Source organism: uncultured Chitinophaga sp., assembly GCF_902168175.1.
GTDB lineage: Bacteria > Bacteroidota > Bacteroidia > Chitinophagales > Chitinophagaceae > Chitinophaga.
On sequence record NZ_CABHOU010000073.1, the window covers coordinates 12,101 to 30,241 of the forward strand.

An 18,141-nucleotide genomic window follows, 5' to 3' on the forward strand; every position below is an offset into this window, starting at 1 on the left:
TCCGGAACCCTTATTCATAGTGACTAAAATTTTGTTTATGGCCGATCTCCATCTTAACGGGTTTAGTTCTGTTTGCATACATGGCGGACATACAAACGATCCCAATTACTCGCACCTCACGCCCATTTATGCCTCTTCTACCTTTACCTACGACTCGGCCGAACAAGGTATGCGCCGGTTTGCAGGTACCGAAGAGGGGTATATATACACCCGTATGGGTAATCCCAACTTCACGGAAGCGGAGCGTAAAATAGCGGCCCTGGAAGCTTTCGGACTGGCTTTGCCTGACGGTACGCCACTGCAGCTCAAAGCGATCCTGCACGCCTCCGGCATGGCGGCACTCACCACGCTGTTCCTGGGCAACCTGAAGGCGGGCGATAAGATCGTTACACACCTTTCTCTTTACGGTGGCACCGACGAACTATTCCAGAAAATACTGCCCGGCCTGGGCATTACGGCCCTGGTCATTGATATGCACGATATCGCAGCTACTGAAACGGCCATTAAGGCGGATAGTTCGATCAAAATGATGTATATCGAAACGCCATCCAATCCAACCCTGCGCTGCGTCGACCTGGAAGAACTGATTGCGCTGGCAACTGAGTATGACCTTATAACAGCGGTCGATAATACATTCGCCACACCCTACCTGCAACAGCCTTTCGCGTTTGGCGCCGATTACGTATTTCATTCCACCACTAAATTCCTGAACGGCCATGGGTCCGCTATCGGCGGGGTGATTATTGGGCGTGATATAGCGCATATGAATAAGGGCATGCTTAAAACTCACCACCTGTTGGGTGGCAACAGTAACCCCTTCGACGCGTACCTGCTCACCATGGGCATCAAAACCCTGGAAGTTCGTATGGAGCGCCATTGCCATAATGCAATGGAAGTAGCGGGCTTCCTGGAACAACATCCGGCAATCTCGCAGGTAAACTACCTGGGCCTGCCCTCTCACCCCGACTTTGCCATTGCAGCCAAACAAATGAAACATGCAGGTGCTATGATGAGCTTTGAACTGAAAGGTGGCATGGAGGCTGGCGTTAAATTCATCAACAAACTGCAAATGTGTATCAGGGCCGTTTCGCTTGGCACCTGCGATACGCTTATTTGTCACCCGGCCAGCATGACGCACTTCGGTGTTCCGAAGGAAACCCGGGAACAATATGGCATCACCGATGGATTAATCCGCATGAGCGTAGGCATCGAATCTATAGAAGATATTATCAACGACCTTGAACAGGCATTACAAGCATAAATATGAATAACAACATGATAATCAGGGAAGCCCGGCGCGAAGACTGCGCCGCACTGCTGGAGCTGGTACGGGAGCTGGCTGTTTATGAGAAAGCACCGGACGAGGTGACTGTTACGCTCGAACACTTCGAAGAGTCGGGCTTCGGTCCTAACCCGGTATGGAAGGCCTTTGTAGCCGAAGATGGGGATAAGATCGTCGGCTTTGCGCTTTATTACATCCGTTACTCTACCTGGAAGGGGTGCCGCATGTACCTCGAAGACCTGCTGGTAACGGAAAGCTATCGGGGCCAGGGCATTGGCCGCCTGTTATTCGACAAGCTGATAGCGGAGGCCAAAGAGAAAAAGTTCAGTGGTATGGTTTGGCAGGTGCTGGAATGGAATGAGCCGGGCATCAACTTCTATAAAAAATATGATGCAAAGTTTGACCCCGGGTGGTGGAACGCCAGCATAGATATCATGTAAATGAGAACGGGCAGGTCATAAAGACCTGCCCGCATCATTTATTATTATTCCTAAATCACACTCGTCGTACTATAACTTCGTAAATTCCAATATGTCTGGCAGGTCAATCCGGTGGTAAAAGTTGCCTACCTGGAAACTTGTCTTCGAATCGTTCAGTTTAAAGAAATACTTTTCACCGTAACGGCTTGAAGATAACAGATTTGATACCTGTATGCTATCACCGCTAAGCTCATATACATAACTTGAATTAAAATGCCTGGAATCGAATGGTTCCAGTCCCACCCTCAGTTCCAGGATATATAACTGAGTACCGGCACTCTTACCGTCCGGCGAAGCCATCGGGAAAGTGATCGTATCTTTTCTTAAGGATGTTTCAACCCACCTGGTACGCCTGTCCGGCCCGGCGGAGTCGGATTTGGAACAGGATGAAAACAGGGCCAGAAGCAGTAGCGGTAACAACCATTTCATATTGTTATAGGTTTTTGTAATCGTGTAACGGGACATGCCCCTGAAAAGTTACTTTTTCTGCCGGAAAAGCCACTGCGCTTTTACAGCTGTCCACAAAAAGAGGCTGTCGCCAGCCGGACCACAGGCAACCATATTTTATTTCCCCTTATTATACTCAGCCTGCTCGTACCGCGAGCGCAGTACCAGCAAATGCCCACTGCGCGCAGGCACCAGCGGCTCGGCAAGGGTCACTTCCGACAGTGTTTCCTCCTTTACAAGATAATTATCCCTCTCTCTTTCACAACTCACCATCACTACTAACAGCACTATCAGTGTTATTGTAAATCTCATGATGTTAAAGCGTTTGAATATAGAACGCCTTCATCCCCAAAAAGTTACCGGCCCTCCAGGAATAAATCGCCAAACACGTCTGCCGTTATCCAGGCAAGATTCCTGTTCTGCCCGTCGATGTATACACTGCCGATCATATTTTCACGCATGGGACTGCGGTCGTTGTCGTTATAGGCAATGGCAAAACCGATGCGTTTACCGTCGAATAAGTTTACCGGTTTATCTTTCACATCCCCTTTATACGTATGCGGAAACAGGCGAAAGGCCAGTTCCCATGTGGCGGTATCGCCACGGGTGTCGATTTTTACGTTACAATGTGTGGGGTAAAGTTGCGCGGTACTGTCTGGCCCCATATCCACAATACGGCCATCAAGGCCAATGTGGTAAGCGAACGCATTGTAGGTATATTGGTGATCGCCGCCAGAATGGTCCTCGTCGAGGTATACCGTCAGGCAGTCGTCGTCCCAATAGTTATCGAGCGGTTTATGGGTGTTTAGCAGTGTATCGTCCTTAATTTCCGCCAATATGTACAGGTATTCCTTATCCCAGGCCACTTTGTACCGGCCCGCAAAGTCAATACTGTCGTACTTCGGGCCTATCCAGTTGTGATCGATGGCGTGCCAGGTGGTTTGGTTCCAGCAGCTGTCATCCCCTACTCCATCTATGCGGGGCTGTGTAGTGGCCTGCGGGGCGACTATCTTAGCCGGCAGTATGTTCGTGGCAGTCGGCACAGAACTGGTATCCGGCCGGTCGCGGGGTACACCCGCACGCTGGCGGCAGGCCGAAGCGAGTAGTACAAACAGGAAAACAGTCAACAGGTTTCTCATAGCACATCATCTGGATTAATAAAAAAAGCCGGGTAATGCGTAAACATTACCCGGCCAGTATTATTACAAACGTTGTGCTTAATTCACCCCGTCGGCTGTTACAGTTTTGTCAATTTTACCTACCAATCCCTGCAATACTTTCCCAGGACCTACTTCTGTAAAACGACCCGCACCATCGGCTACCATTGCCTGAACCGACTGTGTCCATCTTACGGCACCGGTAAGTTGAGAGATAAGGTTTTGTTTGATTTCAGCCGCTTCCGTTACCGCTTTTGCTACCACATTTTGGTAAACCGGGCAGATAGGCGTGCTGAAGGTAGTAGATTCAATCGCTTTTTGCAGTTCTTCCTGTGCAGGTGCCATTAACGGAGAGTGGAAAGCGCCGCCTACAGGCAGTACCAGTGCTCTTTTAGCACCAGCAGCTTTCATTTTTTCGCAGGCCACATCAATACCTTTGATAGAGCCGGAAATCACCAGCTGGCCGGGACAATTATAGTTAGCGGCCACTACTACCTCGTCAGTGATAGAAGCGCAGATCTCTTCTACTTTTGCATCTTCCAAACCTAAAACCGCTGCCATAGTGGAAGGGTTTAGTTCGCAGGCCTTTTGCATGGCGTTAGCGCGAATGGCTACCAGTTTCAGCGCATCTTCGAACGACAACACCTTGTTAGCCACGAGTGCAGAAAATTCGCCAAGAGAGTGACCCGCTACCATTTCAGGCTTCGCATCTTCCAAACAAAGGAAAGCGATCACCGAGTGGAGGAATACGGCAGGCTGTGTTACATTCGTTTGTTTCAGCTGCTCTTCCGTGCCTTCGAACATAATGTCCGAAATACGGAAGCCTAATATATCATTTGCCTTTTCGAATAAAGATTTAGCCTTTTCGCTGGTCTCATAGAGATTTTTGCCCATACCCGGAAACTGGGAACCCTGTCCGGGGAATACGTATGCATGCTTCATGGTTAATGTTTTTTTTGCATTTGTCGGGCAAAGAAACGGAAAAAAAGATGATATCCAACTTATTGGATCAGTTTCATGAACTCCGAGCGGGTAGCTACGTGTTCGAACTGGCCCGAAAATGCAGAAGTGGTGGTGGTAGAGTTTTGTTTCTGAACACCACGCATCATCATACAAAGGTGCTGCGCTTCGATCACCACCGCTACGCCAAGGGGCTGCAGCGTTTCCTGGATGGCGTCCAGTATCTGGTGTGTAAGGCGCTCCTGCACCTGCAAGCGGCGGGCAAATACATCTACCACGCGGGCTATTTTGCTAAGACCGGTAATGTATCCATTGGGAATGTAAGCCACGTGTGCTTTACCAAAGAAAGGCAACATATGATGTTCGCACATCGAATACAGTTCTATATCCTTTACGATCACCATTTCGCTGTACGCTTCGGTGAACTTGGCACCGTTCAGTATTGCCCTGGCGTCCTGCTGGTAGCCTTGTGTAAGGAACTGCATCGCTTTAGCCATCCGTTCCGGAGTTTTTAACAGGCCTTCCCGGGTGGAGTCCTCACCCAGCAATTCAATGCTGCTCTTATAATTCGCTATCAGTCCTTCGGTGATGTGCTCGTCGTAATGCTCCTCTTTGTTATAAGCCATTGTTCGTGGTTTTAAATCAAGGTATTATTTACCGCCGTAGTATTCTACGTAAATGCGCGGTGTTTCGTACAGTTTAATGCAATGCAGCAGTACTGTTTCGGGCAGGTGTTTTTCCAGTTCTTCCCAGATGGCGATGGCGAAGTTTTCGGCAGAGGTAAATTTACCAGCCATAAACGGCACGTCCACATTCAGGTTACGATGGTCTACCTGTTCAATAATCACATCTTTTATCAGCACGCCCAATGTTTTGGCGTTGTATACGAAACCAGTTTCCGGATCGGGATTACCTTTAACGGTTACATGCAGCTCATAGTTGTGCCCATGCCAGTTATCGTTCGCGCATTTGCCAAACACTTCCGTATTCTGTTCCTTAGTCCAGTTCGGGTTCGATAACTTGTGCGCCGCATTAAAATGCTCCACTCGCGTTAAATAGATCATTATATCTTAAAATTTGCCGCAAAGTTACCACATATCCGGGAATTTAAGGGGCTTTGAGATATGATGAAGATCAGTGTAATGTACGATAACGCTCAGTTAGCAGTTTTGCTGTAAGTTTACACTATGAAAATACTCGTAACAGCGGCTACAGCAGCCGAAATCGGGCCATTTACCGCCTTCCTGGAAGAAAAAGGGACTAAAACAGGGCCGGACACTTACACATTATTCAAAAACGAAATACAGATACTGGCAGCAGGTATAGGCATGATGCATACGGCTTATCACGTAAGTAAAGCCCTGTTCACTTACCAGCCACAACTGGCTATTCAGGCGGGCATAGCCGGTTGTTTTCACCATAGCTGGCCCTTGGGCGAGGTAGTGGTTATTTATGAAGAAGTGATGGGCGATTTAGGGGTGGAAGAGCAGGATGCGTACAAAGACTTGTTCGATACAGGCCTTTGGAAAGAAGATACGGCTCCGTTCCGCGGCCGCAGTCTGTTTAATGATGGTATACTGCCAGCGTACAGAAAGGCTAAAGGAGTGACAATCAATACCGTAACCGGTACGCAGGCCACCGTCGATAACCTACAGCAAAAGTACAACCCCGATATGGAGAGCATGGAAGGCGCGGCCTTTCACTATCTTTGCCTGAACGAAAGGGTACCCTTTATACAGTTGCGCAGCATTTCCAATTACGTGGAGGTGCGCGACAAAAGCAAGTGGAACATTCCCCTGGCGATTAAAAACCTTAACCAGGCACTCATCCATACCCTGCAGGAAATAACAGATCAAAAAGACGAATCATGGAGCTGACATTAGGATTTTCGCCCTGCCCGAACGACACGTTCATTTTCGATGCCCTCGTAAATAATAAGATAGATACGAAGGGATATACTTTTAAAACACAACTGGAAGATGTGGAAACTTTAAACCAGTGGGCCTTACAAGGTAAACTGGATATTACGAAGCTGAGCTTCGGGGTGTACTTTAAAGTGATGGACCAATACGAATTACTGAACAGCGGCAGCGCACTGGGCAGAGGTTGTGGCCCGCTACTGATCTCCAAAACGCCATTGGATACCGACAAGATGGATACCTATAAAATTGCCATCCCCGGTTTTAACACCACTGCCAATTTACTTTTCTCTACCGCTTTCCCGAAAGCAGAAAACAAAGAACTCGTCATTTTCTCCGATATAGAAAAAGCCGTACTGGATGGCCGTGTAGATGCGGGCGTTATTATCCACGAAAGCCGCTTTACCTACCAGCAGAAAGGTCTGCATAAACTCATGGACCTTGGCGAATACTGGGAGCAAACCACCGGCCACGCTATTCCGCTGGGCGGCATTGTAATACGCAAAGACCTGCCAGCGGAAACCCGCCGGCAGATCGATGCGTTAATACGACAAAGCCTTGAGTTTGGTTTTGACCACTACCCCGCCCTTTCTGAATACGTAACGGCACATGCGCAGGAAATGGATGAGCAGGTAATGCGCCAGCACATCGACCTTTACGTGAACCAGTTTTCGCTTGATTTGGGTGAGGAAGGCAAAAGGGCCATTGCCAGGTTACAGCAGGCAGTTTAGCGTACAGCGATGCTGTTAAGAAGTGCCAGCGTTGCGGGACTAAGCCCCTTGCCGCTGGTCACTTCCCACACTGCTAACTGAATCTGGCCTATATTTTCCATCTTTTTATAGTCCAGTTTTTTGCCCGATCCGTCGGTGATGTGGCTGCTGGTCAATCCTTTACTGCGCGCTATATCTGTAACGGTTTTTAGTGCGGCAGGCACCTCGCCCGGCCCAAATCTGAACGACAACAGGTTGCCCTCGTAGTCATAAGCGCCCGGCACTGCCCGTTTTTCGTTGATGCAAAATGCATTTGCGTATACCTTTTGCGCTTCGCCGGCAGCCAGTGTAACAGAGCCGATTCCCATTAATAATCCATTCTGATAATTCGTATTGGTACTCTGAATAAGCAGGTCGTCGGGAAAGTTGATGGTGACAGGTTGTGAAGTACTGTTCCTCAATTCGAAACACACGTTAAACACGCCGCCCGGCACACCTTTCACAGTAGCATAATCGAAATTACCTTTGGAGTTGCCCGTGCAGAAACTGTATTCGTGAATACCTCCGGAAGTAAGTTCCACGCCCGCGGGCAATTGCCAGGCAGCGCTGCGAAATGGTTTGCCCGAAGGCCCGAAACCAGGCTCACTATGCCATGCAGTGATGATAGATGCGGTGTCTGCGGAGGCCTTCTCCGCGTCTTTACTACAAGCTGCCAGCGATAACGATGCCAGCAGCAGTACAAACAATATCTTTTTCATTTTCTGGGGTTTAAATTCTGTTGCAATATTACGTGCGCCTACGCTGCCCGGCAATGCGGGAGGGCATCAATTGTATGATTGGATGTATTAAACAGGTAAAAACCGGAACTATTGGTAAAAAGGTACGGGGGCAGGAGTGTTGCTGGCGGTATATAAACCGCCGTAATAGCAGGTACATCGCGTGAATCCCATGTACCGCAAATGACGCCCGAAAGCAGTGCTTAGCCCACTACTCATGTAGGCACTAACATGGAGGATAGATATAACGTGGATATAATCTGAGCGGCACATGAGCGGAGGATGAGCGGACGATGAGCGGACGATGAGGCATGCTTTAGCACCCGCGGGTGTGTTTGCGACAATAGTCTAAAAAACGCCCATAAATGAAACAGGCGCTGAAGGGAGTGACACAACGGCGGCCCAATAGTATTACTAATGCCTGTTCCCTACTATTTTTTTAACGCCTTCCCATACACTTCCAGCGCACGTTTGCGCGCCATTTCATGTACCACCATCGGCTGCACGTATTGCAGGCCATCATACTCGGGCACCCATTTGCGGATATATTTAAGGTCTTTATCGAACTTCTGCGTTTGCAGGTGCGGATTGAACACCCGGAAATAGGGCGCCGCATCGTTACCGCAACCCGCCGCCCATTGCCAGCCGCCGTTATTCGCGGCCAGGTCGTAGTCGAGCAGTTTCACCGCGAAGTAAGCCTCCCCCCAGCGCCAGTCGATCAGCAAATGTTTGGTGAGGAAACTCGCCACCACCATTCGCACGCGGTTGTGCATAAACCCGGTAGCATTCAGTTCGCGCATCCCTGCATCCACAATTGGGTAGCCGGTTTGACCTTCACACCAGCGCGCGAACTCCTGTTCGTTATTACGCCACTGTATACCATCGTACTCTTTCCGGAACGAGTTTTCCACCACCTGCGGATAATGCCAGAGGATGGTCATATAAAACTCGCGCCAGATAAGCTCTTTAAGATAGGTTTGGTTAAGCGACTTCGCTGTAGTTGCCAGTTCGCGGATGCTGATAGTACCAAAACGCAGGTGTATACCCAGTCTTGAAGTACCATTAATTCCCGGAAAATCGCGCGTCTGGTCGTAATGCCTGATGATCTCTTCCTTCACGCTTTTGGCAGGAAAATGTTTCTCCGTTTCCTTAAAGTTCATCTGTTTCAGCGTAGGGGACTTTATAGGCTTTTGCTGGTGGAAATGCTTTTTATATTTCTCTACCGGGTAGGATTTAAGGTAAAAATCGTTCAGTTTGTCGAGCCACCTGCGGCTGTAAGGTGTAAACACCGAATACGGCTCCCCATTGTCTTTCACGATCTCGTTCTTCTCGAATATCACCTGGTCTTTGTAAGTCTGAAAAGTAATTTCCTTTTTACCGAGATAGGCACGAATTTCCTCATCGCGCTTACGGGCGTAGGGTTCGTAGTCGTGATTGGTATATACACCGCGAACTTCATACCTCGTGGTATAATGCTCAAATGCTTCCTGCGGTGTTCCGAAATATATATCGAGAGTACTGCCCAGCTTCTCCAGTTCGGTTTGTATCTCCTCCAGCGCTTCGTAAATAAATGTTACCCGTTTATCCTCCCTGTTCTCCAGGTCGTTGAGAATATTGGAATCGAACACAAACACAGGCACCACAGGATCTCCGGCCTTTAATGCATAATAAAGCGCCGCATTATCGTGCAGGCGCAGGTCGCGGCGAAGCCAGCAAATATTTACCATATCTTTCATTGAAGCTTAAAAGTTTTACCACAAGCCTTCGTGCAGCAATTCGTGCAGAATAGCAGCGGTTGCATTGCCATAACTGCTGTCGCGGAAGAGGCCTACCCAGCGTAAGCCGTAAATAGCGTTTGTGAGAAAAATCTCATCTGCATTTTCCAGGTCTTCTATGGTTAGCGGCTGCTCTTCTATACGGAAAGGCAATTCCATTTGTAACAGGTGTTTACGCATAACGCCGCAAACACAACCCTCCGCTAACGGTGGTGTATACACCATTTTACCTTTTACGGCAAAGATGTTCGCAATGGTTGTATCGGCCACGCGACCATAAGTATTGAGCAACACCACCTCGTTTAACTGATGCTGTTTGGCGTACATACTGGCCAGCACGTACGGCAGTGCGTTGTTCGACTTAATGTTGGAAAGTTTATCTGTAGCCTTGCGTGCTTCGGGGTACACGTCAATTTGCAGCCCCATTTCGTTCAGTTCAAAAACGGTGCCCGGCAGCTCCCAGCATTGAATAACGAACTCCGGCGCATTGGATTCGGGGATGTATAAACCGCTTCCGCCGCGATATACCGTAAACCTTACGCGGGCGCCCTGGCTCAGGCCGTTCTGGCTACAAAGCTCCAGCACCAGGCCAGTTATATACTCCTTTGTAAATTGTGCGGGATCGATGTGCAGTATATGCAGGCTCGCCATAAGACGCTCGAAATGCAAGTCTGCAAGCATGAGCTGCCCCTGGTACACTTTCATGGTCTCGAAACATCCATCGCCATATCGGAACGAACGGTTGTCGGCCATAAGAAAAGGCTTATCCGCCGGAATAAATTTTCCGTTATAACACAACAGCATAACCCTAATTTACGATTTATTGCGCGGAAGCGGTGAATTGTTAATGACTATTATATCTTCATTTCGGGAACTTCCGAAGGAACGATCAGACGTCCGGCGGTTTTTGCTACTATTTCCTCTACAGTTACGCCTGGCGCACGTTCCAGCAGGCGAAAACCTTCGGGAACAATGTCGAGTACGGCTAGTTCGGTCACTATTTTCTTTACACATTTAACGCCGGTTAAGGGCAGACCGCACTGTGGCAATAACTTGCTTTCTCCTTTGGGATTGGTATGCATCATGGCCACGATGATATTCTTAGCCGCGGCTACCAGGTCCATGGCGCCACCCATGCCTTTTACCATTTTACCAGGGATTTTCCAGTTGGCAATATCGCCTGTGTCCGACACTTCCATGGCGCCCAACACGGTAAGATCTACCTTACCTGCGCGGATCATTCCAAAACTTTCGGCGCTATCGAAGTAACAACCGCCTGGCAGCACTGTCACCGTTTCTTTACCGGCATTTATCAGGTCGGCGTCCATTTCTTCTTCAGTAGGATAAGGCCCCATGCCCAACATCCCGTTTTCGGACTGCAACATGATAGAAATGCCGGCGGGTACGAAGTTGGACACCAGGGTGGGAATACCAATGCCCAGGTTTACATACATACCGTCCTGCAGTTCCTGCGCAATCCTTTTGGCAATACCGTATTTATCGAGAGACATGTTTTTTCTTTTTTGGATGATGGGATTACATTTTTACCGTGCGTTTTTCAATACGCTTTTCATAACCGCCGCCCTGGAAAATACGGTGCACGTAAATGCCGGGCACATGCACCTGGTCGGGATCAATTTCTCCCGGCTGTACCAGTTCTTCCACTTCAACAATGGTAATATTACCTGCCTTAGCCATAGAAGTACTGAAGTTGCGGGTAGTTTTGCGGAATTGAAGGTTGCCCATCGTATCACCCTTCCAGGCTTTTACGATCGTGAAGTCGGCATGCAATGCCAGCTCCATCAGGTATTTGCGGCCATTGAACTCGCGCACTTCTTTACCCTCGGCTATTTCAGTACCGTAACCAGCCGGTGTAAAAAAAGCAGGAATGCCCATGCCCGCCATTTGTATGCGAGTGACCAACGTGCCTTGTGGAATAAGGTCTACCTCCAGCTCGCCGGACAGCAACTGCCTTTCAAATTCAGCATTCTCTCCCACGTAACTCGACATCATTTTTTTTATTTGCCTGGTCTGCAGTAACAGCCCAAGGCCAAAATCATCTACGCCCGCATTGTTGGAAATACAGGTAAGCTCTTTAATCCCCTTTTTTACGAGGGCTGTAATGCAATTTTCCGGAATACCGCACAAGCCAAATCCTCCCAGCATTATAGTTGCACCGTCCGGAATATCATGTATAGCCTCGTTAGCATCTGCAACGACTTTGTGCATAAAGCGTTTTTGTTTTGGTGTGAATAAAAGTTGATAATGAGCAAATATAGGTTTTCTCTGTCTTAAGATGTGGGAGCTAAAAAACTCCGTGCCGGGGTAGGCACGGAGCTAACTATTGTTGTTTGATGATTGGTTTGCTGCGTAAAACCTTCCTTAACGAGTCCTGCCGCTTTTTACGGGCCAGCGAATCCAGGAGCCGCTTTTGTGCATTCTTCGCCGTGGTTTCTATCAGGAGACGCTTGCGTAAAAGTGAATCCATTTTACGTCTGGCGGAAATAGAATCCAGTTTATGTTTACCGGCAATTGAATCGATTTTATGCTTTTTCGCCAATGAATCGAGGCGGTGTTTGTTAGCAATCGAATCTGCCTTATTACCGCTCTTACCCGCAATAGAATCCGCTTTCTGCACGGCTTTGAGGGAATCGTCCACCATCTTCTGAATTTTATTGAGCGAGTCGGTAATCTTCTGTTGCTTGCGTGTTTCGAGCGTATCGAGGTAAGCTTTTTTTGATGCAAGTTCAGATTCCATTTTCTTAAATACTTCCTCCAAAACGTCGGGGTGCGATTCGTAGAAAGCGTAACTATCCATAAACTCTTTTACGGATACTTTATGCAGGCTGAGTATTTGTGAGTAGTAAGTTTTAACACGTAATTCACGTATCGAATCTGTAATAGGAATGGTATCTTCCTGTACAATATCATTACCGTACACCTGCGCCACCGTCATATCCGTCAGGATATCTTTCATTTTATCCTTCCCGATAATTCCTTTCGGCACTTTACCCGCATCTCCACATGCTATTGCAAAGGCGGTAAATATGAATAACAGAAAAGCTGTTCTCCTCATAATTTTTTGTTGGAAGGCAAAGTTACTTTAATTGCGCATACTTCTGCGCGTTAGGCACGTCCATGCGCTGCAACATGGCAGAAGCGCGCTGTTTTTCCTGCGGGGGCGCTTTAGAAAATACACGGAGCAACTCATCGGCCTTTGCGTTAAAGAAGGTGGCCAGCAACATGGTGTTGGGCGTATCTTCATGAATGGCGAGCAGTAAACCGAGTGCATTCAGAATAGCTGCACGGCCTTTGGTCACATCGTCGTACATAACGTCCAATCCCTGGCGGTGGTACAGGTACATGGCTTCATGAAAGCGGGTGAACTTAGTATTCAGAATATTATCCTGCAGCCAGTAGCGGTTACGGTTGCCTTCAAAGGCTTTCCAGCCAGAAATTTCTTTGCCATCCGGCGCGCCGTTTACGATGGTCTGCGCTTTCTTAAAGTAAGGATCACCGCCACGTAATGAAAAGGAATCATTGTCCATACCCAGTATCATGTACACATAGTAAGCCAGTGTGGCGGGCAGGTTAGATACCAGCGCGTCGTTGCCGGCTACCCGGTTTTCATTGAACTCGATGCTTTGAAACTCCACGTACTTGAATGCCACGTTACCGTCCAGCGTGTTAAAAGTGCTGGTAATATAGCTGGAATTAAACACGGGGCGGGTGGCCTGAACGGTGATCTGTGCTTTGTAAATATTGTTGCCTGCGGTGGATTGTACGTTTATGATAAAATTACAGTCGATGCGTTCTGCCTGGGTATAAGAATCGTCCGTCCAGCGGCGGTTGTTGAGGAATTCGTTGAGCTGGTTTTGCAGGGTCACAAAAACTTTGCGGTCTACCGAGGTACCCACCTGGTTGGCCACCACGCTTACATTAGCGCGCAACTCCTGGGCACCGGCGTACAGGCTGCTACAGAGGGCGATGAATAATAATGGAATGAAACGGAATGATTTACGCATGTTGCAGTGCTATTATTGCCTTTACGATATCTTTTGCTACTTCCTGTTTGCTTTTCAGCGGCAGTTGCTGCTCGCCGCCCAGGCGGTCCAGCAGTACTACTTTATTGGTATCATGACCAAAACCTGCGCCCTGATCGCGTAGAGAATTCAATACGATCATATCCAGGTTTTTGGTTTGTAACTTCTTTAACGCAAATTCCTTTTCATTATTCGTTTCCAATGCAAAGCCTACCAGCAGTTGACCTTTTTTCTTCTGCCCGCCGAGCGTTTTAAGGATATCTGTCGTTTTTTCGAGCTGAAGCGTCAATACGTCTTCATCCTTTTTAATCTTCTGGTCAGCGGCATTTGCCGGTCGGTAATCGGCTACGGCTGCAGCCATTACGGCAATATTAGTTTGGGGAAAAATGGCAGTGCATTGCTCCAGCATGTCGGCCGCAGTTTGAACGGGAATAGTAGTAATACCCCGATGACTGGCCTTTAAAGAAGTAGGGCCAAGCACCAGTTTTACATCGGCGCCGGCTTCTGCCAGCGCTTCTGCAATCGCAATACCCATTTTACCACTGGAGTGATTGCTGATAAACCTTACCGGGTCGATAAGTTCCACTGTGGGACCGGCACTTACCATGGCGGTTGTACCGGCGAGTGGTTTATTTTCAGAAAAGTGTTGTTCGAGGAAAGCTACTATATCTTCCGGTTCGGACATGCGTCCTTCGCCAAAAAGCCCGCTGGCCAGCTCGCCCTTATTTACAGGCAGTTGGCTGTAACCAAAGCCAAGCAGCTTTGTTACGTTGGCGCGGGTAGCGGGGTGATGCCACATATCTTCGTCCATAGCCGGGGCAAAAAACACCGGGCAGGTGGCCGACAGATAAACGGCTAGCAGGAGGTTATCGCAAAGGCCGTTGGCCATTTTAGCAATGGTGTTGGCGGTGGCGGGGGCAACCAGCATTACATCGGCCCAGCGGCCCATCATTACGTGGTTGTTCCAGCTGCTGCCTTCGCTAATAGCGGCACCCACCTCGTTTTTAGACAGGGTGGAAAGGGTAAGCGGGGTAATAAAGTGAGCCGCATCGGGCGTCATCACTACTTTTACTTCCGCGCCGGCTTTCACCAGCAGGCGTACCAGTATGGCCGATTTATAAGCGGCAATACTTCCCGAAACGCCCAGTAGGATCTTTTTTCCTTGTAACATGCTATAAAACAAAAACGGCAGAATAATATTCTGCCGCTATGAAGTTAGTATTTTTCGCAATATTAGCTGAACAGGTCGTCGTCGTTCTTACGGAAATAAATTTTGTTATCCAGGAACTCCTGAGTTGCCTGAATAGGAGAATTTGCCATGCGCTCATAAAAACGGGAGATTTCGATCTGCTCCTTGTTCTCGTGCACTTCCTCCAGGTTATCGGTGTGGCTGGCGAACTCCTCCAGTTTAGAGTGGAGCTCTTCCTTTACAGATATATTGATCTGGTTAGCCCTTTTGGCGATAATGGCAATAGATTCGTACAGGTTACCAGTTCTGTTCTTGATATCAGTAGTATTTTTAGTTTCAACCCAAGGGTTAAGACTACTGGTTAGACTTCTCTTTAATTTGCTCATTTTCCAGCGTTTTTAAATTATTCTTAGCTAAGGTATAAAATTTCTCGGCATCGTCGTGAAATTTACTTTTCGGGTACCTTTCGTTAAACTCCAGGTATTCGGAAAGAACGGTTTCAAAACGGTCCCTTTGTTTTTCGAAGATGCTGTTCTTAGCGTACAGGTAATAAGACTTGATAGCCATGTACTTATAACTGTCGCTGATCTCAGAATCCGGGTAGTTACGCATCAGGTTGGTGAAAGACACGCCTGCTGCTTTAAAGTGGCCAAGGTTGTAATACAACTCGGCTGTGTTGAACTCCTTCTTTTCCAGTTTCTTACGACAAAGTTCGATAACCATGTTAGCCTCGGCCACTTTAGGGGCCTGGGGGTAGTTGTTTACGAACGTTTGCATAGCGGCAATTGCCTTACTGGTACTCGCCTGGTCAAGCGACACTTTGGGGGACAGTTTATAATAACAGTAAGCCTGCATATAATCTATCTCTACTGCCCTCGGACTGCTGGGAAACGCGTCGATGTAGTTTTTGAAGTGGAAACCCGCCTGGGTATAGTCTTTCAGGTAGTAAGAGCAGTACGCATAACGGTAGTAAAGACTGTCGAACTTCTCTGTTCCTTTATATACAGGAATCAGTTCTTCGTAAAGGGTCTGAGCCATCTGGTACTTCTTCTTGGCGTACATCCTGTCAGCAAAGGCCAGTTTCTTCTCCACGTCATTGCTCTTCTCTATCCTGCGCAGTTCCCTGTTACAAGAAGTTGCAGTAGTAATGACCAATATCCCAAAACTGATGTATAAAAGAAATTTCCGCATAAAGAAGCGCAAAGTTAAGAAATTTAAGATTGAAATGTAAATATAAGTAAGGGGCTGATTGGGAACCGTTAAAATTTTGCAAAATCGTTGACAGAAAGGGATTATCGCCGGTTTTTCACCGACAGTCCGGAAGATATTGACGACAGGCGTCATTCCTGATCTCTCCGGGCGGTACTGCGGGCAGGCATCCCGCTATTGTAAATAGCCATCCCGGTGCTGCGCGCTACCGACCCGTCACTGTAAACTTCCAAAACATTGGTAACGAACTGCTTGCTACGGCGAATGACAAACGAAGGCATGGGAAATGAACTAAAAAAAGCCCGAACCAATTCAGAATACGATACCAGCATATAGCGTAAAAGCCGGCTCTCCCACTTTCCACCACCTAAACGTCCAAAACGTCATTTTTTTGAAAAAACACCGCCTTTCCACCTCTCCCACCTTTCACCACCAAACCACAAAAAAATGCGTTAACAGGATAAAATACCGTTGCCAACCCCAATTTTATCAACCTCATCTATCTGTTCAATCATCCAGGCCGGCGGGCTACAACTCCCTGTCCTGACCGTTTTGATTTTTCTGGTCGCCCTTATCCACAATAAAACAGCTGTTTTCCACAGCCAATCCACACACTATCCACCATTAGCAACGGTTACACGCAGTTTTTGCCATGAAAAGCCCCGGTGGCAGGCACGATCCTTCCTGTGGAAAAAATTTGCAATACATTTTTTCGTTAGAAAGTGGGAAAAAGTGTTATTTTGTGTTAGAAAGTAGAATTAAATAGGATAAATCACTGAATTTGACAGGTTTTCTCGGAGAATATGAAGCAACACTGGACGCCAAAGGGCGCTTCCTGCTACCTGCTGGTTTCAAAAAGCAGATAGCGGAAAGTGCTGGCAATCAGTTTGTACTCAACCGGGGATTCGAGAAATGTCTCACGTTATACCCGATGAACGAGTGGCAGCCCATATTCGAGAAGATCAGTAAACTCAATGACTTCGATCCTAAAGCTAGGGAATTTCGTCGCTATTTTCTAAACGGCGCGACCATTCTTGAGCTGGACAGTGCAGGACGACTGCTGGTGCCAAAAAATTTGATGTCGTACGCGGGTTTAGACAAAGACCTTGTATTAACGGCGGCTACTAATAAAATTGAGATCTGGGACAAGAGTAAGTACCAGGAGTTCTTTGAAAATTTCTCACCTGCGGCCTTTAGCGACCTGGCTCAACAGGTTATGGCCGGAGAGGGTAATAACCTGGAGATATAATATAGAGGCGTATGGAAACATCCGGATATCACTTACCCGTTCTGCTGCAGGAGGTAATAGACCTGCTTCAGATCCGACCCAACGGCACCTACGTGGATGCTACGTTTGGCGGAGGGGGCCACTCCAGGGCCATCCTGGAAAAACTCGGTCCCGAAGGGCGGTTAATTGTGTTTGATCAGGATGAAGATGCCTACGCGAACAGGATACAGGACGAACGGGTAACGTTTGTACAGCAAAACTTCAGGCACCTGCAAAGGTTCCTGAGGCTGCACAAAGCCACCCCGGACGGTATACTGGCCGATCTCGGCGTATCCTCCCACCAGTTCGACACCGGCGCCCGCGGGTTTAGCACCCGCTTCGACGGTCCGCTGGATATGCGGATGGATAACCGTGGCGACAAAACCGCAGCGGATATCCTTAAAAAGTACCCCGAAAAGCAACTACAACTGCTTTTCCAGGAATTTGGAGAAGTAACGAACGCCAAAACGCTGGCCCAAACTATCGTAAGCCAGAGGAAATCCAACACACTGCGCACGATCAACGAGTTCAAATCGATGATTCAGCCGGTCGTAAAAGGAAATCCAGCCAAATACCTAGCCCAGGTTTTCCAGGCGCTGCGTATTGAAGTAAACGATGAAATGGGCGCGCTTAAAGATCTGCTGACACAGTCGGCAGAAGTGTTGCAGCCTGATGGTTTACTCGCCATCATCACTTTCCACTCGCTGGAAGACAGGCTGGTGAAGAATTTTATGAAAAATGGCGCATTTGAAACACCAGACGATCAAAACTTCCTGGCAGAAACGCCCCCGAAAGTATTTTCACTGGTCACTAAAAAACCTGTAACGGCTACAGATACGGAACTGAAGAACAATTCACGGTCGAGGAGCGCAAAGTTACGGGTAGCGAAAAAGTTGTAAAGCCGCGAGGGCACGCCTACTATCCCCTA

At 48.1% G+C, this 18,141-nt stretch carries 22 protein-coding genes; 6 read left to right on the forward strand and 16 right to left on the reverse strand.

Going from position 1 to position 18,141, the window contains the following annotated elements; all coding sequences use genetic code 11:
* Window positions 1–37 precede the first annotated feature (37 nt).
* The gene (locus QZT80_RS16830) at window positions 38–1,261 is read left to right on the forward strand and encodes an aminotransferase class I/II-fold pyridoxal phosphate-dependent enzyme (RefSeq protein ID WP_295124510.1); all 1,224 of its coding nucleotides are present in this window, start codon (window positions 38–40) and stop codon (window positions 1,259–1,261) included.
* 14 nt (window positions 1,262–1,275) lie between these two features.
* Window positions 1,276–1,722 (forward strand): GNAT family N-acetyltransferase, encoded by a 447-nt coding sequence (locus QZT80_RS16835; protein ID WP_295124513.1) that lies wholly within the window; start codon window positions 1,276–1,278, stop codon window positions 1,720–1,722.
* 69 nt (window positions 1,723–1,791) lie between these two features.
* Here the strand turns inward: QZT80_RS16835 and QZT80_RS16840 are convergent, their stop codons facing one another.
* The 6 genes from QZT80_RS16840 to QZT80_RS16865 all read right to left on the reverse strand — a co-directional run bounded on the left by QZT80_RS16840 (window position 1,792) and on the right by QZT80_RS16865 (window position 5,389).
* Window positions 1,792–2,190 carry a hypothetical protein gene (locus QZT80_RS16840; protein WP_295124515.1) on the reverse strand — a complete coding sequence of 133 codons (399 nt, stop codon included), beginning with the start codon at window positions 2,188–2,190 and terminating at the stop codon, window positions 1,792–1,794.
* Between the two features lie 135 nt (window positions 2,191–2,325).
* A complete protein-coding gene (locus tag QZT80_RS16845; protein WP_295124518.1) occupies window positions 2,326–2,520 on the reverse strand; it encodes a hypothetical protein in 195 nt (64 codons plus the stop codon).
* 44 nt (window positions 2,521–2,564) lie between these two features.
* The gene (locus QZT80_RS16850; protein WP_295124521.1) at window positions 2,565–3,347 is read right to left on the reverse strand and encodes a sugar-binding protein; all 783 of its coding nucleotides are present in this window, start codon (window positions 3,345–3,347) and stop codon (window positions 2,565–2,567) included.
* Window positions 3,348–3,425: 78 nt separating this feature from the next.
* Window positions 3,426–4,307 (reverse strand): ACP S-malonyltransferase, encoded by an 882-nt coding sequence (gene fabD, locus QZT80_RS16855; protein ID WP_295124524.1) that lies wholly within the window; start codon window positions 4,305–4,307, stop codon window positions 3,426–3,428.
* Between the two features lie 59 nt (window positions 4,308–4,366).
* Entirely contained in the window at window positions 4,367–4,951 is a 585-nt protein-coding gene (gene folE, locus QZT80_RS16860; RefSeq protein WP_295124527.1) for a GTP cyclohydrolase I FolE, read from the reverse strand.
* 24 nt (window positions 4,952–4,975) lie between these two features.
* Window positions 4,976–5,389: a 6-carboxytetrahydropterin synthase gene (locus tag QZT80_RS16865; protein ID WP_295124530.1), complete on the reverse strand. Its 414-nt coding sequence runs from the start codon at window positions 5,387–5,389 to the stop codon at window positions 4,976–4,978.
* A 123-nt stretch (window positions 5,390–5,512) separates the two neighbouring features.
* Between QZT80_RS16865 and mqnB the strand changes: the two genes are divergently transcribed.
* A complete protein-coding gene (gene mqnB / locus QZT80_RS16870; RefSeq protein ID WP_295124533.1) occupies window positions 5,513–6,202 on the forward strand; it encodes a futalosine hydrolase in 690 nt (229 codons plus the stop codon).
* Complete coding sequence (locus QZT80_RS16875) at window positions 6,193–6,975, forward strand: 1,4-dihydroxy-6-naphthoate synthase (protein ID WP_295124536.1); 783 nt, start codon at window positions 6,193–6,195, stop codon at window positions 6,973–6,975. Before mqnB ends, QZT80_RS16875 begins: the two co-directional genes overlap by 10 nt.
* Here the strand turns inward: QZT80_RS16875 and QZT80_RS16880 are convergent.
* The 10 genes from QZT80_RS16880 to QZT80_RS16925 all read right to left on the reverse strand — a co-directional run bounded on the left by QZT80_RS16880 (window position 6,972) and on the right by QZT80_RS16925 (window position 15,928).
* Window positions 6,972–7,712: a thioester domain-containing protein gene (locus QZT80_RS16880; protein WP_295124539.1), complete on the reverse strand. Its 741-nt coding sequence runs from the start codon at window positions 7,710–7,712 to the stop codon at window positions 6,972–6,974. The genes QZT80_RS16875 and QZT80_RS16880 overlap by 4 nt on opposite strands.
* Before the next feature lie 449 nt (window positions 7,713–8,161).
* Window positions 8,162–9,466 carry a deoxyribodipyrimidine photo-lyase gene (locus tag QZT80_RS16885; RefSeq protein WP_295124542.1) on the reverse strand — a complete coding sequence of 435 codons (1,305 nt, stop codon included), beginning with the start codon at window positions 9,464–9,466 and terminating at the stop codon, window positions 8,162–8,164.
* A 15-nt stretch (window positions 9,467–9,481) separates the two neighbouring features.
* The gene (locus tag QZT80_RS16890; RefSeq protein WP_295124545.1) at window positions 9,482–10,258 is read right to left on the reverse strand and encodes an aminotransferase class IV; all 777 of its coding nucleotides are present in this window, start codon (window positions 10,256–10,258) and stop codon (window positions 9,482–9,484) included.
* A 101-nt stretch (window positions 10,259–10,359) separates the two neighbouring features.
* Window positions 10,360–11,016 carry a 3-oxoacid CoA-transferase subunit B gene (locus QZT80_RS16895; protein ID WP_295124548.1) on the reverse strand — a complete coding sequence of 219 codons (657 nt, stop codon included), beginning with the start codon at window positions 11,014–11,016 and terminating at the stop codon, window positions 10,360–10,362.
* Between the two features lie 25 nt (window positions 11,017–11,041).
* Window positions 11,042–11,734, reverse strand: a complete 693-nt coding sequence (locus tag QZT80_RS16900; RefSeq protein ID WP_295124551.1) for a CoA transferase subunit A — start codon at window positions 11,732–11,734, stop codon at window positions 11,042–11,044.
* A 112-nt stretch (window positions 11,735–11,846) separates the two neighbouring features.
* Entirely contained in the window at window positions 11,847–12,581 is a 735-nt protein-coding gene (locus QZT80_RS16905) for a DUF4296 domain-containing protein (RefSeq protein WP_295124555.1), read from the reverse strand.
* A 22-nt stretch (window positions 12,582–12,603) separates the two neighbouring features.
* On the reverse strand, window positions 12,604–13,530 hold the full coding sequence (locus tag QZT80_RS16910) for a DUF4835 family protein (RefSeq protein WP_295124558.1): 927 nt from the start codon (window positions 13,528–13,530) through the stop codon (window positions 12,604–12,606).
* Window positions 13,523–14,719 carry a bifunctional phosphopantothenoylcysteine decarboxylase/phosphopantothenate--cysteine ligase CoaBC gene (coaBC, locus tag QZT80_RS16915; RefSeq protein WP_295124561.1) on the reverse strand — a complete coding sequence of 399 codons (1,197 nt, stop codon included), beginning with the start codon at window positions 14,717–14,719 and terminating at the stop codon, window positions 13,523–13,525. Before coaBC ends, QZT80_RS16910 begins: the two co-directional genes overlap by 8 nt.
* Window positions 14,720–14,781: 62 nt before the next feature.
* The gene (locus QZT80_RS16920) at window positions 14,782–15,123 is read right to left on the reverse strand and encodes a DNA-directed RNA polymerase subunit omega (protein WP_295124564.1); all 342 of its coding nucleotides are present in this window, start codon (window positions 15,121–15,123) and stop codon (window positions 14,782–14,784) included.
* Window positions 15,092–15,928: an outer membrane protein assembly factor BamD gene (locus QZT80_RS16925; protein WP_295124567.1), complete on the reverse strand. Its 837-nt coding sequence runs from the start codon at window positions 15,926–15,928 to the stop codon at window positions 15,092–15,094. The genes QZT80_RS16920 and QZT80_RS16925 overlap by 32 nt, the downstream gene beginning before the upstream one ends.
* 799 nt (window positions 15,929–16,727) lie before the next feature.
* Between QZT80_RS16925 and mraZ the strand changes: the two genes are divergently transcribed.
* Window positions 16,728–17,195: a division/cell wall cluster transcriptional repressor MraZ gene (gene mraZ, locus QZT80_RS16930; RefSeq protein ID WP_295124568.1), complete on the forward strand. Its 468-nt coding sequence runs from the start codon at window positions 16,728–16,730 to the stop codon at window positions 17,193–17,195.
* Window positions 17,196–17,206: 11 nt separating this feature from the next.
* Entirely contained in the window at window positions 17,207–18,112 is a 906-nt protein-coding gene (gene rsmH, locus QZT80_RS16935; RefSeq protein WP_295124571.1) for a 16S rRNA (cytosine(1402)-N(4))-methyltransferase RsmH, read from the forward strand.
* The last annotated feature ends 29 nt before the right edge of the window (window positions 18,113–18,141 follow it).

Bases quoted from the DNA above. Each gene is read 5' to 3' on its own strand.
- QZT80_RS16830 (WP_295124510.1), top strand. From the start codon at position 38: ATGGCCGATCTCCATCTTAACGGGTTTAGTTCTGTTTGCATACATGGC.
- QZT80_RS16835 (WP_295124513.1), top strand. From the start codon at position 1,276: ATGATAATCAGGGAAGCCCGGCGCGAAGACTGCGCCGCACTGCTGGAG.
- QZT80_RS16840 (WP_295124515.1), bottom strand. From the start codon at position 2,190: ATGAAATGGTTGTTACCGCTACTGCTTCTGGCCCTGTTTTCATCCTGT.
- QZT80_RS16845 (WP_295124518.1), bottom strand. From the start codon at position 2,520: ATGAGATTTACAATAACACTGATAGTGCTGTTAGTAGTGATGGTGAGT.
- QZT80_RS16850 (WP_295124521.1), bottom strand. From the start codon at position 3,347: ATGAGAAACCTGTTGACTGTTTTCCTGTTTGTACTACTCGCTTCGGCC.
- fabD (WP_295124524.1), bottom strand. From the start codon at position 4,307: ATGAAGCATGCATACGTATTCCCCGGACAGGGTTCCCAGTTTCCGGGT.
- folE (WP_295124527.1), bottom strand. From the start codon at position 4,951: ATGGCTTATAACAAAGAGGAGCATTACGACGAGCACATCACCGAAGGA.
- QZT80_RS16865 (WP_295124530.1), bottom strand. From the start codon at position 5,389: ATGATCTATTTAACGCGAGTGGAGCATTTTAATGCGGCGCACAAGTTA.
- mqnB (WP_295124533.1), top strand. From the start codon at position 5,513: ATGAAAATACTCGTAACAGCGGCTACAGCAGCCGAAATCGGGCCATTT.
- QZT80_RS16875 (WP_295124536.1), top strand. From the start codon at position 6,193: ATGGAGCTGACATTAGGATTTTCGCCCTGCCCGAACGACACGTTCATT.
- QZT80_RS16880 (WP_295124539.1), bottom strand. From the start codon at position 7,712: ATGAAAAAGATATTGTTTGTACTGCTGCTGGCATCGTTATCGCTGGCA.
- QZT80_RS16885 (WP_295124542.1), bottom strand. From the start codon at position 9,466: ATGAAAGATATGGTAAATATTTGCTGGCTTCGCCGCGACCTGCGCCTG.
- QZT80_RS16890 (WP_295124545.1), bottom strand. From the start codon at position 10,258: ATGGCCGACAACCGTTCGTTCCGATATGGCGATGGATGTTTCGAGACC.
- QZT80_RS16895 (WP_295124548.1), bottom strand. From the start codon at position 11,016: ATGTCTCTCGATAAATACGGTATTGCCAAAAGGATTGCGCAGGAACTG.
- QZT80_RS16900 (WP_295124551.1), bottom strand. From the start codon at position 11,734: ATGCACAAAGTCGTTGCAGATGCTAACGAGGCTATACATGATATTCCG.
- QZT80_RS16905 (WP_295124555.1), bottom strand. From the start codon at position 12,581: ATGAGGAGAACAGCTTTTCTGTTATTCATATTTACCGCCTTTGCAATA.
- QZT80_RS16910 (WP_295124558.1), bottom strand. From the start codon at position 13,530: ATGCGTAAATCATTCCGTTTCATTCCATTATTATTCATCGCCCTCTGT.
- coaBC (WP_295124561.1), bottom strand. From the start codon at position 14,719: ATGTTACAAGGAAAAAAGATCCTACTGGGCGTTTCGGGAAGTATTGCC.
- QZT80_RS16920 (WP_295124564.1), bottom strand. From the start codon at position 15,123: ATGAGCAAATTAAAGAGAAGTCTAACCAGTAGTCTTAACCCTTGGGTT.
- QZT80_RS16925 (WP_295124567.1), bottom strand. From the start codon at position 15,928: ATGCGGAAATTTCTTTTATACATCAGTTTTGGGATATTGGTCATTACT.
- rsmH (WP_295124571.1), top strand. From the start codon at position 17,207: ATGGAAACATCCGGATATCACTTACCCGTTCTGCTGCAGGAGGTAATA.